The sequence below is a fragment of the Rubrimonas cliftonensis genome (assembly GCF_900107585.1).
GTDB lineage: Bacteria > Pseudomonadota > Alphaproteobacteria > Rhodobacterales > Rhodobacteraceae > Rubrimonas > Rubrimonas cliftonensis.
In genome coordinates this window covers 434944-450023 of the sequence record NZ_FNQM01000002.1, presented here as the reverse complement: position 1 = coordinate 450023, position 15080 = coordinate 434944, and the positions used below count along the sequence as shown (strand labels likewise).

Below are 15080 nucleotides of genomic sequence, written 5' to 3'. Positions count from 1 at the left end.
GCCGCGACGCGCCGGCCGCGCTCACCCCTCGTCGGCCGTCCGCGGCGCCCTCAGCGCCTGCGCGTAGACGTTGACGATGAGCGCGGCGAGCAGGATCAGCCCGCGGATCAGGATCTTGAGGAAGCTGTCGATCTGGATGTGGTCGAGCCCGTTGTTGAGCACCCCCAGCACCAGCAGGCCGATGACGGTGTTGCCGATGCCGCCGCGTCCGCCGAACAGGCTGGTGCCTCCCACCACCACCGCCGCGATGGCGTCGAGCAGGTAGGTGTCGAACTGGGTCTGCTGGGCCGAGCCGAAATAGGCCACCCCCAGCATCCCCGCCACGCCCGAGCACATCGCCCCGATCACCAGCACCGCGCCGATCACGAAGCGCACGTTGACGCCGGAATACTCCGCCGCCTCGCGGTTGCCGCCCACCATGTAGACGTAGCGCCCGAAGCGCGTGTAGGTCAGCACCAGATGCGCCGTCACGAGAAAGACCAGCGCCACCACGATGGTCGCGCGCACCCCGAAGATCGAGCCCGAGCCGAGGAATGTGATCGCGTCGGGGAAGTTGTAGGCGATCTGCCCCCGCACAAGCATCGCCGAGACGCCGTTGGCGATCTGCATCATGGCCAGCGTCATGATGAAGGAGGGAATGCCGATCACCGTCACGCCGAAGGCCGTCGTCAGCCCGATGGCGAAGCAGGCCGCCAGCGTCAGCACGATCGCCAGCACCCCGTGCACCGGCATGTTGGCGATGTTCACATACTCCGGCTGGAGCGTGAAATAGGCCACCATGATGCCCACGGCGTTCGCGACGGCGGCCACCGACAGGTCGATCTCGGCGGTCAGGATCACGAAGGTCAGCCCCACCGCGATGATCGCCGTCAGCGATATCTGACTGAGGATGTTCATGAAGTTGGCGACCGTCAGGAACGTCGACGAGGTCGAGGAGAAGAACGCCACCATCGCGATCAGCACGATCACCGGCGCGATGTTGCGCAGCTGCCCGAGCAGGAAACCCATGGCGGCGCTGCGCCGGGGCGGGCGGCTTTCGGCGGTCGAACTCATGGCTGCGTCTCCAGAGGGATCATGCGGCGGCCAGCAGGTGGGACTTGTCGATGCGCCCCCGGCTGAGCGAGAGCGTCGCGGCGCCCTTGCGCATCACCAGGACGCGCTCGGCCAGCGTCAGGATCGTCTCGGGCTCGGTGGAGAGCACCAGCACCGCCACGCCGCGGTCGCGCAGGGAGCGCAGGATGCGGATGACGTCCTCCTTGGCGCCGACGTCCATGCCGCGCGTCGGCTCCGACAGGATCAGCACCTTCGGCAGATGCGTGAGCCATTTCGCGAGCGCCACCTTCTGCTGGTTGCCGCCGGACAGCGAGCCGACCGCAATGCCCGCCTGCGGCGGTCGGATCTGCAGGTCGGCGATATGGGTCTGCGCGATGCGCCGCTCCGCCTTCGGCCGCAGCCAGACGCGGTGGATGCGGTCGAGGATGGCGATGGAGACGTTCTTGTAGACCGGCGCCTCGCGGAACAGCATCATGCGGCGGTTCTCCGGCACATACGCCACGCCCGCCGCGCGCGCCGCCGCCGTCGAGCGCAGCGACACGGGCCGGCCGTCGATCTCGATCCGCGCGCCGCGGATGCGCCCCTTGCCGAACAGCGCCCGTGCCAGCTCGATCTGGCCGCAGCCCATGAAGCCGTAGACGCCGGTGATCTCGCCGGCGCGCAGGTCGATGTCGAGCCCCGGCGCCCGCAGGCTCATCGCCACGGGCCGCGCGTCGTCGCCGCGCAGCTCGGCCGTCTCGCCCATGTGCAGCTCCGCCGAGCGCCGCCCGATCATGTGCCCGATCACCGCGTCCTTGGTGAGCCCCGCGACCGGCTCGGTCGTCACCCGCCGGCCGTTGCGGAACACCGTCACCCGGTCCGAGATCGCCAGCACGTCGTCGAGGAAATGCGAGATGAAGATCAGCCCGCGCCCCTCGCCCCTGAGCCGCCGCAGCACCGTGAACAGCCGCTCCACCTCCGGCGGCGAGAGCGCCGAGGTCGGCTCGTCGAGGATCAGGATGCGCGCGCCCGAGAACAGCACCCGCGCCAGCTCCACCATCTGCTGGAGCCCCACCGGCAGGTCGCCCATCCGCGCGCGCGGGTCGAGGTCGAGCCCGAGCGACGTGATCAGCCCGCGCGCCTCGCGGTTCATCCGGCTCCAGTCCACGAGGCCGAGCCGCGTGACCGGCTGGGCCCCGAGGAACACGTTCTCCGCCACCGTCAGCTCCGGCGCGACCGAAAGCTCCTGGTGGACCATGCCGACGCCCGCCGCCAGCGCCTCGCCGGGGCTGCGGAACCGCGCCGGCCGTCCGCCGACCAGCATCTCGCCGCGGTAGTCGTGATGCACGCCCGCGATGATCTTCATGGTGGTGGACTTGCCGGCGCCGTTCTCGCCGACGAGGCCATGGATCTCGCCGGCGCGCAGGTCGAAATCCACGCCTTCGAGCGCTGTGACGCCGCCGAAACTCTTGCCGGCGCCGCGCAGCTCCAGCAGGGGCGCCGTCGCGCCCCCGCCCGCCTGTTCCAGGTTCATCGCCGGGTCAGATCAGGAAGTGCTTCTGGAGCCACAGATGGCCCGCCGCCGTCTCCTGCGTGATCACCGGCCCGTCGGCGAGGATGAAGGACGGGATGTCCTCGCCCCGCTTCTCGCCGCCGGCCACCGCCGCGACGCCCGCCGCCACCGCCCAGCCATGGATGCGGCACGAGGGGTTGCGCACGGTGGCGAGCATCTTGCCCTCCATGACCGCGTTGACCGCCGGCGGCATGGCGTCGACGCCCGCGATGATGATGTCGCCGCGGCCCTTGGCGTCCATCACGCGCCTGGCGGCCAGCGCCATGTCGTCGTTGTGGAAGAAGGCCGCCTTGATGTCGCCGTGCTGGGTCAGCACCGAATCCCAGATGCGGGCGACCTTGGTCACGTCCCAGTCGGCGGGCTGCTCGTCGACAAGGCGCATCTCGGGGTAGGAGGCCATGATCTGCTTGAACCCCTTCGCGCGGCCCTGCGCGCCGGAATGGCCCAGCGCGCCCTGGGTCATCACCACGTCGCCGGCCCCGCCCGCGGCGCTGAGCAGCTGCGCGGTGACGACCGAGCCCATCATCACGTTGTCGGGCGCGATGAAGGTGTGGATGTCGACCTGCCCCTCGGGCGCCACCATCGTGTCCATGGCGATGACGGGCGTGCCCTTGTCGATCATCCGGCGGATCGGGTCGGTCAGCGTGCCGATGCCGAAGGTCTGGATCGCGACGAAGTCCCAGTCCTGAGCGGCCATGTTGTCGATGGAGGCGCGCTGCTTGGTGGCGGAAAGCTCGCCGTCGAACCAGACGACCTCGACGTTCATCAGCCGGCCCCAGGCCTCCGCCGCCTGCTTGCCCTGGGCGCACCAGGTCGCCTGCAGCCCGGCGTTGGAGAAGGCGGCGCGCAGCGGGCGGCTCGACGCCTTCAGCTCCTGCGCGAGCGCGGGGTCGAAACCGGCGCTGGCGAACAGCGCGCCGGCCATCGCCGTTGCGCCCACCGCCCGGAACAGGTCCCGTCGGGAGGGATCGGCCGCCGCGCCGTCCCCGGCGATGGCGGTGAGTTGCGCGTCGTCGCGCGGCGACTTCTCTTTCATGACGTTTCGCTCCCCAGCGAAGGACCGGGCGTTTTCGCCCGTTGACGGGCTCGCCTCGGTGAACGGCCCTCAATCGATTAGGTTACGAATCGAGATGCGTTTCAATGCGTTTGTCGGCGCCGGGGTCCGGGCGCCGGCGCGCGCCGTGGCGGCCAAGTCGCGCGGCGCGGGGCGCTTCACGAGGATGGACGGCGCCCATCATGGCGCCCGGCTTGTCCGGCGCGCGCGCAGAGCGGCCCGGCGCCTCGCCGGTCGAACGCGCGCGGCCGCCACGCGCATGGCGCTGGGCGCAGGGCGTCACTCGTCGTAGAGGCGCCTTTCCTCGTTGGCCCGGAAGGCGGCCTCAAGCTCCGCGAGGCTGCGGTCGGCGATTTTCGCCTGATCGAAGACGGCTTCGGCGCAACTCGGCAGACCCTCGATCGGGCCCGCCCTGTCCGGTTCCCACAGCGCCGAGCGGAGCACCGCCTTGCCGCAGTGATAGAACGCCTCCTCCACGCGCACGACCACGGCGAAGTCGGGAATCCGGCTCATGATCGCCATGTTCTCGCGCAGGGCCCGGTCGCGCACGACCTGCGCCGTCCCGTTCACCCGCACGACCTCCCGCCGGTTCGGGACCATGAACATGACGGCGATGCGGCCCGTCTCGATGATGTTCAGGAAGCTGTCGTAGCGGTGATTGCCCGGCCGGTCCGGAATGGCGAGGGTCCGGTCGTCGAGGACCTTCACGAAGCCCGCCGGATCGCCCTTGGGCGAGATGTCGACCTGCCCCGCCGCATTGTAGTCGGCCATGGTCAGAAACGGCGAACGCTCGATCCACGACCGGATGTGACGGTCGAGATGATCGACGATCTTGCCCTGCTGGGAAGGGAACTGGCCTGAAATCACGCTGCGGATCTCCGCCTCGGAAGTGACCACGTCGGTCGGCTGAAACATTGAGACCCATCCTCCGAAATGCTTGCGGGACGGTCGATCGACCGCCCGCAGCATAACACCGAAGCCGGGCCTATGGACGGGTCTCTGGTCGCGGGGTGCGCGCTGGACTGCGGCCGGGGCGCCGCGGGCGGGCGAGCCGGGCCGTCGGGATGAGCCGCGGAGCCGCCCGCCCGGCTGCGCGAGGCGCGGAGCGTGGCGACCGCCCCGAGTCTCGCGACGCCCGCGGGCGGCCGCCTTTCGGGAGCCGCCCTCAGCGTTCGGTCCGGACCCGCAGCCGTCAGAACAGGTCGACCCGGAAGGGCCGCGTGCTCCAGTAGAGCCGCGCGAGCGCCTCCAGCCGCGCCTTGCGGTCGCCCGGCGGCGTCGGCGCGCCCAGCCGCTCGGTCAGCCGCGCCATGGCGGCCTCGCTCGCCGGCCCGAAGGCGCCGTCCACCGTCAGCGGCTCGCCCATCTCGTCGATCAGCGCCTGCGCCGCCCCGTCGAGCGCCCGCCCGTCGAGGCCGGAGAGCACGTCGCGCGCCGCCGCCGCCGCCTCGGCGTCGCGCAGGACCATGGTCTTGGCCGCGCGCGTCGCCGCGTCCCAGGGCTGGTAGCCGCCAGGCCGGCGGTTGGCGATGATCCAGGCCGCGTTGGCGCCGGCCCACGCGTCGCCGCGCGGCAGGCCGCGATCGTACCACCGCACCGCCTGCGCATAGTTCGGCCCGCCGCCGATCTGCCCGGCGTTGTGGAGCCGCGCGATGTTGCCCGGCGCATAGGGATGTCCGGCCTCGGCCGCCTTCTCGAACCACTCCAGCGCCTGCGGCCCGTTCGGCGTCACGCCGCCCAGCCCGTTCGCATAGACCAGTCCGAGATTGTTGAAGCCGTAGATGTCGTCGCGTGCGGCGGATTCGGCGTAGTAGCGCAGCGCCCGGTCGGGATCGTAGTGGTCCGAGCCCTGCTCCAGGAAGAACGCCCCCAGCTCGTTCATCGCGAAGGTGTGGCCGACCTCCAGCGCGCGCATCATGAGCTGATAGCCCTGCTCGCGCGCGCCGCTGGTCTCGCCGTAGCGCAGCAGCTGTCGGCCCAGCGCGTAGAATGCGTAGGGGTCGCCCTGCTCCACGCCCACCGCGTAGTGCGCGAGCGCCGGCTCCGGGGCCAGCAGGTCGGCGCGGCCGCCGGTCGCCGCCTCCTCGCGGGCGATCATGTCGCCCAGCGCCTGCCAGGCGCGCGCGTGGCCGAGGTCGCGCGCCTTCTCGAACGAGGCGCGCGCCTCAGGGAAGTCGCGCGCCGCCAGCCGGGCGCGGCCGAGCTGGTAGTGGAACCGCGCGGTCCCGGGCGACCGCGCGACCGCCGCCGCGCAGGCCGCCGTCGCAGCCTGGGGGTCGATCTCGTTGGCGTAGACCGCGACGCCCACGCCGCCGGGGTCGAGGTGGTCGCCGGCCTGGGCGTCGCAGGGGTCTGGCGTCAGCGTCAGCTCCACCGCGATCGCGCCGCCCGGCGCGGCCAGCTCGAAACGCTGGGGCGCGGCGGCCGCGTCGGCGTCGGAGACGAAGAGCAGCGAGCCGCCGTCCGGCAACGGCGCGCCCACGCCCAGCGGCCGCCGCGGCCCCTGCCGCGGCGCGCTCGCCAGCGCCCCGCTCGCTGGCGGCTCGGCGAGCGTCAGCGAGGACGCGGGAACATCCTCCGCCTTCAGCCCGGCGAAAAGCGCGGCGCCGATCTCCACCTCGCGGTCGTAGCGCGCCGACAGGCGAATCGAGCCGGGCGCCGCCGGCGGCTCCGCCTGCGCGACCGGGGCCACGGCCACGCCGCGGGAGACGGAGCCGGCCGCGCCGTCGGCGACGGCGACCTCGTATGCCCGCGCGGCGTCGAAATAGATCGGCTCCACCAGCGTCGAGCTGTCCCAGGAGACCTGCCGCCCGTCGGTGGCGCGATAGACGTCCTTGCGCACCTTCGCGAGGATCTCCGCCACCGGCGCTTCGGGGTTCGCCGCCGCCCCGGCCACGAGCGCGCCCGTGAACGGGCTGTTGGCGCCCTCGCCGTCGAACGCCACCGCGCCCGGCGAAGTCGAGAACGCCAGCATCGTGTTGACCGGCGCGGTCTGCGTCGTGAAGCCCGAGCGCGCCGGCAGCGCCTCGCCGCGCAGCTCCACGAAGGCCTCGGCGTTCTCGAACGGGTTGTCGCGGCAGCTGTCGAGGATGATCATCTGCAGCCGCGCCCGCGCGCCGAGGATGCGGATCAGACTGTCGAGCGACACCGCCTCGAACGGCGCGTCATAGGCGCCGTCGAGCCGCGCGTCGACGGGGATGATGAAGTTGTGCGCGCCGATCTGCACGCCGTGGCCGGCGAAGTAGAAGACGACCTCGGTATCCTTGTCGACATCGCGCAGGATGCGCCGCAGCAGCGCCTCGAAGCCCAACTTGTCGAGATTGGTCCGCTCCAGAACCTCGTAGCCGCGGTCGCGCAGGAAGCCCGCCACCAGCGCCGCGTCCGCGACGGCGTTCTTCAGGTCGTTGACATGGGCGTAGTCGGCGTTGCCGATCACGACGCCGTAGCGTCGCGACGCGCGCTCGCCGAGATCGATCCTCCGGTCCGGCAGGCCCGGGATTTCCGAGCGCAGGATGAGCCGCTCCAGCGCAAGCTCCTCCTGCGCCGACGCCGGGCCGGCCGCCACGCAGAGCAGGCAGGCCCCGACGGCGGCGAGAATGGATGCGCGCCCCATGCCGGTCATCCTCCCCAGCCGCCGCCGCCGCCCCCGCCGCCGCCGCCGCCGCTTGAACCGCCGCCCCCGCCAGAGCCGCCGCCAGAGCCGCCGCCGGAACCGCCGCCGGAACCGCCACCTGAACCGCCGCCGCTGCGATACCGCTCGTATCGGACCGGCTGCGCCGCCGCGCTCGACGCGGCGTCGCGCTGCGAGGACGCCGGCGCCGCCGGCTGCTGGTCGGTGTAGACCGCGCCGGTCAGCAGCGCGCCGGTGTCCTCGCGCAGCGCCGCGACGAGGGTCGGCGTCAGCCGGCCGTCCGGCGCAACGCCGAGATCGCTCTGGTATGCCGCGACGGCCGCGCGCGTCCGTGCGCCGGGCAGGCCGTCGACGGCGCCCGCGTCATAGCCGAGCTGGGTCAGCCGCGACTGGATCTCGATGTAGTCCGCCGTGGTCATCGGCGTGTCGACGCTCGGCCACGCGGCCGAACTCTGGGCTGGGGCCGGGCTCAGAAAGCCCGGAACGTCGGCGCAGCCGGCGAGCGCCGCCGCAGCCGCCGCGCCCAGCGCCGCTATCCGAATGTTCATGTCGGAGCCTCCTTCTCTGCGAACCGCTTCGATCCTACCGGAATCCGCATCCGGGGATGTGTCACGCGTCACACGCCGCCTGAGGCGGTCGGGGGCGTGCGCGGGGCCGGGACGGCGCGACGCCGGCTTGCGCGCCGGCGCCGTCCCGCACCCGCCACTATGCCACGGATGGCGTCCGGCGTCGCATGTTCCGGGTCACGCGGGCGCTCCCACCCAAGCGCCCGATCGATCTAGATGGCGAGCCGACGCGCGTGCGCGCAGCGGACAACTCCGCTGCGCGGCTCCAAACGGACCCGCCGCGAGATTTTCGCGACGGGCGAGAACACCTGCGCGGTCCCTGCGGCCCCCCGCGACCGGCGGGGGTGTCTCCGCTGTGCTCAGGCCGCCTTGGCGAGGTTGCGCAGCACATAGTGCAGCACGCCGCCGTGCTCGACGTATTCGATCTCGATTTCGGTATCGATCCGGCAGAGCAGCGTGATCGTCTCGGCGGAGCCGTCGGCCCGCCTGATCGTCGCCTCGACGTTCTGCCGCGGCCGCAGCGCCCCCGAGAGGCCGGAGATCGAGATTTCCTCGTCGCCGACGAGCTTCAGGGACTTGCGGTCCTGGCCGCCGGTGAACTCCAGCGGCACGACGCCCATGCCGACGAGGTTGGAGCGGTGGATGCGCTCGAAGCTCTCGGCGATGACCGCCTTCACCCCCAGAAGCATCGTGCCCTTCGCCGCCCAGTCGCGCGAAGACCCGGTGCCGTATTCCTTGCCGGCGATCACCACGAGTTCGCGGCCCTGCTCCAGCCACGCCATCGCCGCGTCGTAGATCGGCATGGTCGAGCCGTCCGGGCCGGTCGTATAGCCGCCTTCGACGCCGTCGAGCATCTCGTTCCTGATGCGGATGTTGGCGAAGGTGCCGCGCATCATCACCTCATGATTGCCGCGCCGCGCGCCGTAGCTGTTGAAGTCGCGCACGGGCACCTGCCGGCCTTCCAGATAGGCGCCTGCGGGCGTCGTAGGCTTGAAGCTGCCGGCGGGCGAGATGTGGTCGGTCGTCACGCTGTCGGCGAGGATGGCGAGGATGCGCGCATCCTTCACGTCGCTGATCTCGCCCTTCTCCGGCCCCATCCCCTCGAAATAGGGCGGGTTCTGGACGTAGGTGGAGGTCGCCGGCCACGAATAGGTCAGCGCGTCCACCGTCTCGATCGCGCGCCACTTGTCGTCGCCCTTGAATACGTCGGCGTATTTGCTCTGGAAGCTCTCGCGCGTCACGGTCTTTTCGACCAGTTCCGCCACCTCCATCTGCGTCGGCCAGATGTCCTTGAGGTATACGTCCCTGCCGTCGGGCGTCTGGGCGATCGGCCCGCCGGAGACGTCCACGTTCATGTCGCCCGCGATGGCGTAGGCCACCACCAGCGGCGGCGACGCGAGATAGTTCGCCCGCACGTCGGGGTTCACGCGGCCCTCGAAGTTGCGGTTGCCCGACAGCACCGAGCAGGCGACAAGGTCCGCGTCGGCGATGGCCTTGCTGATCGGCTCGGGCAGCGGCCCGGAGTTGCCGATGCAGGTGGTGCAGCCGTAACCCACCAGGTTGAAGCCCAGCGCGTCGAGATCCTCGGTCAGACCCGCCGCGTCGAGATAGGCGCTGACGACCTGCGAACCCGGCGCCAGCGAGGTCTTGACCCACGGCTTCGCGGTCAGGCCCAGCGCCCGCGCCTTCCGCGCCACGAGCCCCGCGGCGATCATCACATAGGGATTCGACGTGTTGGTGCAGGAGGTTATGGCGGCAATCACCACCGAGCCGTCGCGAATTTCATAGTCGGCGCCTTCGACCTTCGCGGTCTTGGCCATGGCGTCGATGGTCGGCGCGGCGGCGGCGGGCGAGCCTTCGACCGCCATCTTCTCGGCCTCGCCGGAGAGGTCGACGCCGCGATGGTCGCCCACCACCTTGAGGAACTGCTCGGCGGCGAGGCTCAGCGGCACGCGGTCCTGCGGGCGCTTCGGGCCGGCCAGCGAGGGCTCGACCGTCGCCATGTCGAGCTGCAGCGTGTCGGTGTAGACCGGGTCGTAGGACGCGTCGCGCCAGAAGCCGTTGGCCTTGGCGTAGGCCTCCACCAGCGCGATGCGGTCCTCGGCGCGGCCGGAGACCTTCAGGTAGCGCAGCGTCTCCTCGTCGATGGGGAAGAAGCCGCAGGTCGCGCCGTATTCGGGCGCCATGTTGGCGATGGTCGCGCGGTCCGCCAGCGGCAGGTTGGCGAGCCCATCGCCATGGAACTCAACGAACTTTCCGACGACGCCCTTCCTGCGCAGCATCTGCGTGACGGTCAGCACGAGGTCGGTCGCGGTCACGCCCTCCTTCAGCGCGCCGTCGAGCCGGAACCCCACGACCTCGGGGATGAGCATGGAGATCGGCTGGCCCAGCATCGCCGCCTCGGCCTCGATGCCGCCCACGCCCCAGCCCAGAACCGCCATGCCGTTGACCATCGTGGTGTGGCTGTCGGTGCCAACCAGCGTGTCGGGGTAGGCGACTTCGGCGCCCGCCTGGTCGCGGTCGGTCCAGACCGTCTGGGCGAGGTATTCGAGGTTGACCTGGTGGCAGATGCCGGTGCCCGGCGGCACGACGCGGAAATTGTCGAACGCGCCCTGCCCCCATTTCAGGAACTCGTAGCGCTCTCCGTTACGCTGGTATTCGCGCTCGACGTTGAGCTGGAAGGCGCGCGGATTGCCGAATTCGTCGACCATCACCGAATGGTCGATCACCAGATCGACCGGGTTCAGCGGGTTGATCTTCTCCGCGTCGCCGCCGAGCCTGATGATCGCGTCGCGCATCGCGGCGAGGTCCACCACGGCGGGCACGCCGGTGAAATCCTGCAGCAGCACGCGCGCCGGGCGATAGGCGATCTCGCGCTCGGCGCGGCCGCCGTTCGCGGCCCACTCGGCGAAGGCCCTGATGTCGTCGGTCGAGACGGTCTTGCCGTCCTCGAAGCGCAGCAGGTTCTCCAGCACCACCTTCAGCGCGGCCGGCAGCTTCGAGAAGTCTCCGAGGCCAGCCTCCGACGCGGCGGCGATGCTGTAATAGGCGTAGGTCTTGCCGCCTACCGTCAGTTCACGGCGGGCCTTGGCGGCGTCGGTTCCTACGGTGATGGTCATGTGGGCGGGCCTCTCTGGCTGTTGCCGCGGCCTCCCCGCCTCGGCGCGCCGGAAGCGGTCAGCTTCAGGCGCCGCTCGGGCCATGGCGGCCTGCGATCTTGTCTAGCGCTCTTCGTTTGACGCAGTTTCCGCCGCGCCGCAACGCGGCCCCCCGCCGCGCTCGCCCGCGCCAGCCAGCCGGCGATTGCGCCTGGCGCCGCGTCGCATCATCCTCGACCTGGACGGAGTGGGAGACGATCATGGCGCGCAGGCTGCGCTCGGAGCTCTACCGGCAGCTGGAACCGCAGGCGTGGCGGCGGGCGGGGCTTTCTCCGGTCAACCGCGCCCTCGTAGCGCTCATCCTCGCCTCGGTCGCGCTGGCGGTGCTTGAGACGGAGCCGAGCCTCGGCGCCGCATTCCATCGCGGGCTCGGCGTCGCGCAGGTGCTGATCGGCGGCGTCTTTCTGGCGGAGTACGTCGTCCGCATCTGGATCGCGCCGGAAGACCCTCGCTATGCGGAACGCTTCGGGCGACTGCGCTATGCGCTGAGCTGGCCCGCGCTCGTCGACCTGCTGGCGCTGGCGCCGGCGTTCCTGCTCGTCGGCGGGGGCGAGGCCTATCTGCTGCGCATGGCGCGTCTGCTGCGCATCCTGCGCATCGCAAGGCTCGGCCGCTTCAGCCGCGCCTCCGCCCGGCTGATCGCGGCGCTCGCGGCCCGTCGCTTCGAGTTCGCCGTGACGCTGGCGTTCGGCGGCGTGCTGATGCTGCTCGCCTCGACGCTGCTCTACCTCGTGGAGGGCTCCGGCCAGCCGGAGGCGTTCGGCTCGATCCCGCGGGCGATGTGGTGGTCGATCGCTACACTCACAACCGTCGGCTACGGCGACGTCACCCCGATCACGCCGCTGGGACGCGTCTTCGCCGGGGCGACCGCCGTCGTCGGCATCGGCGTCATCGCCATGCCGGCCGGCATCGTCGCCGCCGCGCTCGGCGAGGCGATGCGTCCCGAACGCCGGCCGACCGTCCGGCCGCAGGCGCGCGAGGACGCGGCGCCCGCGCGCAACTAGCGCGCCCCGATTGCGCCGGCGCGGGTTTGCCGCGAAAACTGCCGCCGATGGAACGCAAGCCCGGACAGTCGAGAAGAACCGCGGAAAATCCCGCCACCGTCTCCGCCATCGGCCTGGAGGTCGATCCTCTCGCCGTCCGACGCGCCGGGCGGCGCGTCTCGGTCTGTCCCGCCTTTCGTCTCGCCCCGGGCGAGGCCGCGCTCGTCACCGGGCCGAACGGGGCGGGCAAGTCGAGCCTGCTGCGCGCGCTTGCGGGGCTCGTTCCGCTGGAGACGGGAGATGCGCGCGTCGGCGGCCGCTCGATCCGGGAGGCGCGGGAGGAGGCGCAGGCGCTCGTCGCCTTCGCCGGCCATCTCGACGCGGTGAAGCCGCAGCTTTCGGTGGCCGACAACCTCGCCTTCTGGGCGGCGATGGAGGGCGGGCGCGATCCCGACCCGGCGCTGGAGGCGCTCGGCCTTTCCGGCGTCGCCGATCTGCCTGCGGCGTACTGCTCCGCGGGGCAGAAGCGGCGGCTGGGGCTCGCGCGGCTGCTCGTGACGGACCGGCCGCTCTGGCTGCTGGACGAGCCGACCGTCTCGCTGGACGTCGCGACGGTGGCGGCCTTCGCCGACCTGACGCGCGCGCATCTGGCGCGCGGCGGCGTGGCGGTGATCGTCAGCCACGTCGCGACCGGGCTCGGCGCGACCATCGAGGTGAAGCTGGCCCAGCCTGACGCGCGGGGCGGCGCGGCGACCGGCCCCGGCGGGTCCGCGGCCGCCGAGGAAGACCCCTTTCTCGCCGGAGCCTGGTCTTGATGCGGGCGGCTTGGGCGCTTCTGCGGCGCGACGTGGCGCTGTCGCTGCGCATCGGCGGCGGCGGCGCGATGGGCGTCGCGTTCTTCGCGATGGTCGCGCTGCTGACGCCGCTGGGGCTGGGAGAGGAGACCGACGCGCTCGCCCGCGTGGCCGGCGGCGTGATCTTCACCGCCGCGCTGCTGGCCTGCCTGCTCTCGCTCGACCGCCTGTTCCAGGCCGACTGGGAGGACGGCGCGCTCGACCTGCTGGCGCTCGGGCCGCTGCCGCTGGAGGCGGTCGCCGGCGTGAAGGCGCTGGCGCACTGGCTGACGACCGGCCTGCCGCTGATCGCCGCGGCGCCCGCGCTGGCGCTGATGCTCGACCTGCCCGCCGCCGCCTTCTGGCCGCTGATGACGGCGCTGGCGGTCGGCACGCCGGGGCTGAGCCTGATCGGCGCCGTCGGCGCGGCGCTGACGGTGGGAGTGCGGCGCGGCGGGCTGCTGCTGTCGCTGCTGGTGCTGCCGCTCTACCTGCCGACGCTGGTGCTGGGCGCGCGCGCCGTGTCGCGCGCCGCCGTGGGGCTCGACGCCGTCGCGCCGCTGGCGCTGCTCGGCGCCGTCACGCTGCTCAGCCTCGTCGCCGGGCCGCTGGCGGCGGCGGCCGCCCTGCGCGTCAATATGCGCTAGGCGCTGGCGCAGCCGTGAGGAGCGGTCGCGTTGTCTGGCGCGCGGCGCTCGGCTAACTCTGAGGCCATGAGCGAGAACCGATCCCTCTGGCGTTACGCCAACCCCGCCGAGTTCATGCGGGTCTCGGGCGTGATCCTGCCCTGGGCCGCCGGCGCCGCGCTGGTCCTGCTGCTCGGCGGCGCCGCCTGGGGCCTGTTCTTCGTCCCGCCCGACTACAGGCAGGGCGAGACCGTGCGCATCATGTATGTGCACGTTCCCGCCGCAATGATGGCGATCAACATCTACTTCATCATGGCGGTGGCGTCGGCTGTCGGGCTGATCCGCCGCCACCACGTCTCCTTCCTCGTCGCCAAGGCGGCGGCGCCGATCGGCGCGGGGCTGACGCTGGCGGCCATCGTCACCGGCGCGATATGGGGCCAGCCGACCTGGGGAACCTGGTGGGTGTGGGATCCCAAGCTCACCTCGATCCTGATCATGCTGTTCTTCTATCTCGGCTACATCGGCCTGTGGGCGGCGGTGGACGACCCCGAGAAGGCCGCCGACCTGTCGGGCGTGCTCTGCCTGACGGGCGTCGTCTTCGCCTTCCTGTCGCGCTATGCGGTGGAGATCTTCGGCGACCAGACGCTGCATCAGCCCGCCTCGCTCTCGCTCGACGCGGAGACCAACGTGGCGGACGTGTTCTACTGGCCGCTGCTTGTCACCATCGCCGGCTTCTACGCCTTCTTCATCGCGCTGGTGCTCCTGCGTGCGCGCACCGAGATCCGGCTGCGGCGCGCGCGCGCGCTCAAGCTGCGCCGCGCGGCGATGGAGACGGCGTGATGGGCTTTCTGGCGGAGGGCGCGCATTGGGACTCCGTGATCGCGGCCTACGCGGTGACGGCGACGGTGATGGGCGCGCTGGTCTGGTTCAGCCTCGTCGAGGCGCGCCGCGCCCGGCGTGAACTCGACGCGCTCGATGCGCGGGAAAGGTCGAAGAATGGCTGACGCGGAGGCTCGGGAGGGCCGCGGCTGGGGACGCTTCCTGCCGCTCGGCGTGTTCCTGGCGCTGGCGGCGATGATGGGCGGCTATCTGCTGGCCACGCAGTTTTTCGGCTACGACAAGTCCGCGCTGCCCTCGGCGCTGATCGACCGCCCCGCCCCGGCCACGACGCTGCCGCCGCTGCGCGAGGGCGGACTCGGCGTCGACCCCGAGGCGCTGAGGGCGCCGGGCGTCAAGGTGGTGAACGTGTGGGCGAGTTGGTGCGGCCCCTGCCGCGTCGAGCATCCCGAGCTGATGAAGCTCGCCGAGACCGGCGTGACGGTCATCGGCCTCAACCACCGCGACGAGCCCGCCAACGCCCGCGCGTTCCTCGACGATCTCGGCGACCCTTACGCGCGCATCGGCGTCGACCGCAACGGCCGCGCCAGCGTCGAGTGGGGCGTCTACGGCGTGCCGGAGACCTTCGTGATCGATGGCGCAGGCCGCATCGTCTACAAGCATGTCGGCCCGATCCAGAACAGCGATCTGGAGAAGCGCATCCTGCCCGCCATCCGCGACGCGGCCGGCTAGGGCGCCTTCGCTTGACAAGGCCGGGCGCTGCGCGATTGATCGCGCAGGTTTCAGG

At 71.7% G+C, this 15080-nt stretch carries 13 protein-coding genes; 6 read left to right on the top strand and 7 right to left on the bottom strand.

Translation table 11 applies throughout. The features are described 5' to 3' along the window. Positions 1-21: 21 nt before the first annotated feature. The 7 genes from BLW43_RS04770 to acnA form a co-directional block, all read right to left on the bottom strand. A complete protein-coding gene (locus BLW43_RS04770; RefSeq protein ID WP_093249406.1) occupies positions 22-1053 on the bottom strand; it encodes an ABC transporter permease in 1032 nt (343 codons plus the stop codon). A gap of 19 nt (positions 1054-1072) precedes the next feature. After that, on the bottom strand, positions 1073-2566 hold the full coding sequence (locus BLW43_RS04765; RefSeq protein WP_093249404.1) for a sugar ABC transporter ATP-binding protein: 1494 nt from the start codon (positions 2564-2566) through the stop codon (positions 1073-1075). 7 nt (positions 2567-2573) lie between these two features. Next, positions 2574-3641: a sugar ABC transporter substrate-binding protein gene (locus BLW43_RS04760; RefSeq protein ID WP_093249400.1), complete on the bottom strand. Its 1068-nt coding sequence runs from the start codon at positions 3639-3641 to the stop codon at positions 2574-2576. A gap of 297 nt (positions 3642-3938) precedes the next feature. Further along, the gene (locus BLW43_RS04750; RefSeq protein ID WP_093249393.1) at positions 3939-4574 is read right to left on the bottom strand and encodes an MSMEG_1061 family FMN-dependent PPOX-type flavoprotein; all 636 of its coding nucleotides are present in this window, start codon (positions 4572-4574) and stop codon (positions 3939-3941) included. 277 nt (positions 4575-4851) lie between these two features. Then, positions 4852-7272 (bottom strand): caspase family protein, encoded by a 2421-nt coding sequence (locus BLW43_RS04745; RefSeq protein ID WP_093249389.1) that lies wholly within the window; start codon positions 7270-7272, stop codon positions 4852-4854. A gap of 5 nt (positions 7273-7277) precedes the next feature. After that, the gene (locus tag BLW43_RS04740) at positions 7278-7838 is read right to left on the bottom strand and encodes a peptidoglycan-binding domain-containing protein (RefSeq protein ID WP_093249386.1); all 561 of its coding nucleotides are present in this window, start codon (positions 7836-7838) and stop codon (positions 7278-7280) included. Between the two features lie 377 nt (positions 7839-8215). Beyond that, positions 8216-10975: an aconitate hydratase AcnA gene (gene acnA, locus BLW43_RS04735; protein WP_093249382.1), complete on the bottom strand. Its 2760-nt coding sequence runs from the start codon at positions 10973-10975 to the stop codon at positions 8216-8218. A gap of 239 nt (positions 10976-11214) precedes the next feature. Here acnA and BLW43_RS04730 point away from each other — a divergent pair, with 239 nt between their 5' ends. The 6 genes from BLW43_RS04730 (at position 11215) to BLW43_RS04705 (ending at position 15025) form a co-directional block, all read left to right on the top strand. Further along, entirely contained in the window at positions 11215-12018 is an 804-nt protein-coding gene (locus tag BLW43_RS04730) for a potassium channel family protein (protein WP_093249379.1), read from the top strand. Between the two features lie 107 nt (positions 12019-12125). Beyond that, entirely contained in the window at positions 12126-12812 is a 687-nt protein-coding gene (ccmA, locus tag BLW43_RS04725; protein ID WP_425441165.1) for a heme ABC exporter ATP-binding protein CcmA, read from the top strand. Continuing rightward, positions 12812-13477: a heme exporter protein CcmB gene (gene ccmB / locus BLW43_RS04720; protein WP_093249371.1), complete on the top strand. Its 666-nt coding sequence runs from the start codon at positions 12812-12814 to the stop codon at positions 13475-13477. The genes ccmA and ccmB overlap by 1 nt, the downstream gene beginning before the upstream one ends. A gap of 66 nt (positions 13478-13543) precedes the next feature. After that, a complete protein-coding gene (locus tag BLW43_RS04715) occupies positions 13544-14296 on the top strand; it encodes a heme ABC transporter permease (RefSeq protein ID WP_093249368.1) in 753 nt (250 codons plus the stop codon). Next, complete coding sequence (ccmD, locus tag BLW43_RS04710; protein WP_093249364.1) at positions 14296-14460, top strand: heme exporter protein CcmD; 165 nt, start codon at positions 14296-14298, stop codon at positions 14458-14460. Before BLW43_RS04715 ends, ccmD begins: the two co-directional genes overlap by 1 nt. After that, positions 14453-15025 (top strand): DsbE family thiol:disulfide interchange protein, encoded by a 573-nt coding sequence (locus BLW43_RS04705; RefSeq protein WP_093249360.1) that lies wholly within the window; start codon positions 14453-14455, stop codon positions 15023-15025. The genes ccmD and BLW43_RS04705 overlap by 8 nt, the downstream gene beginning before the upstream one ends. Positions 15026-15080: the final 55 nt, after the last annotated feature.

Coding starts and splice junctions, on each gene's coding strand:
- ccmD (WP_093249364.1), top strand. CDS start 14,296: ATGGGCTTTCTGGCGGAGGGCGCGCATTGGGACTCCGTGATCGCGGCC.
- ccmB (WP_093249371.1), top strand. CDS start 12,812: ATGCGGGCGGCTTGGGCGCTTCTGCGGCGCGACGTGGCGCTGTCGCTG.
- BLW43_RS04760 (WP_093249400.1), bottom strand. CDS start 3,641: ATGAAAGAGAAGTCGCCGCGCGACGACGCGCAACTCACCGCCATCGCC.
- BLW43_RS04730 (WP_093249379.1), top strand. CDS start 11,215: ATGGCGCGCAGGCTGCGCTCGGAGCTCTACCGGCAGCTGGAACCGCAG.
- BLW43_RS04740 (WP_093249386.1), bottom strand. CDS start 7,838: ATGAACATTCGGATAGCGGCGCTGGGCGCGGCGGCTGCGGCGGCGCTC.
- BLW43_RS04750 (WP_093249393.1), bottom strand. CDS start 4,574: ATGTTTCAGCCGACCGACGTGGTCACTTCCGAGGCGGAGATCCGCAGC.
- BLW43_RS04705 (WP_093249360.1), top strand. CDS start 14,453: ATGGCTGACGCGGAGGCTCGGGAGGGCCGCGGCTGGGGACGCTTCCTG.
- BLW43_RS04715 (WP_093249368.1), top strand. CDS start 13,544: ATGAGCGAGAACCGATCCCTCTGGCGTTACGCCAACCCCGCCGAGTTC.
- acnA (WP_093249382.1), bottom strand. CDS start 10,975: ATGACCATCACCGTAGGAACCGACGCCGCCAAGGCCCGCCGTGAACTG.
- BLW43_RS04745 (WP_093249389.1), bottom strand. CDS start 7,272: ATGGGGCGCGCATCCATTCTCGCCGCCGTCGGGGCCTGCCTGCTCTGC.
- BLW43_RS04770 (WP_093249406.1), bottom strand. CDS start 1,053: ATGAGTTCGACCGCCGAAAGCCGCCCGCCCCGGCGCAGCGCCGCCATG.
- BLW43_RS04765 (WP_093249404.1), bottom strand. CDS start 2,566: ATGAACCTGGAACAGGCGGGCGGGGGCGCGACGGCGCCCCTGCTGGAG.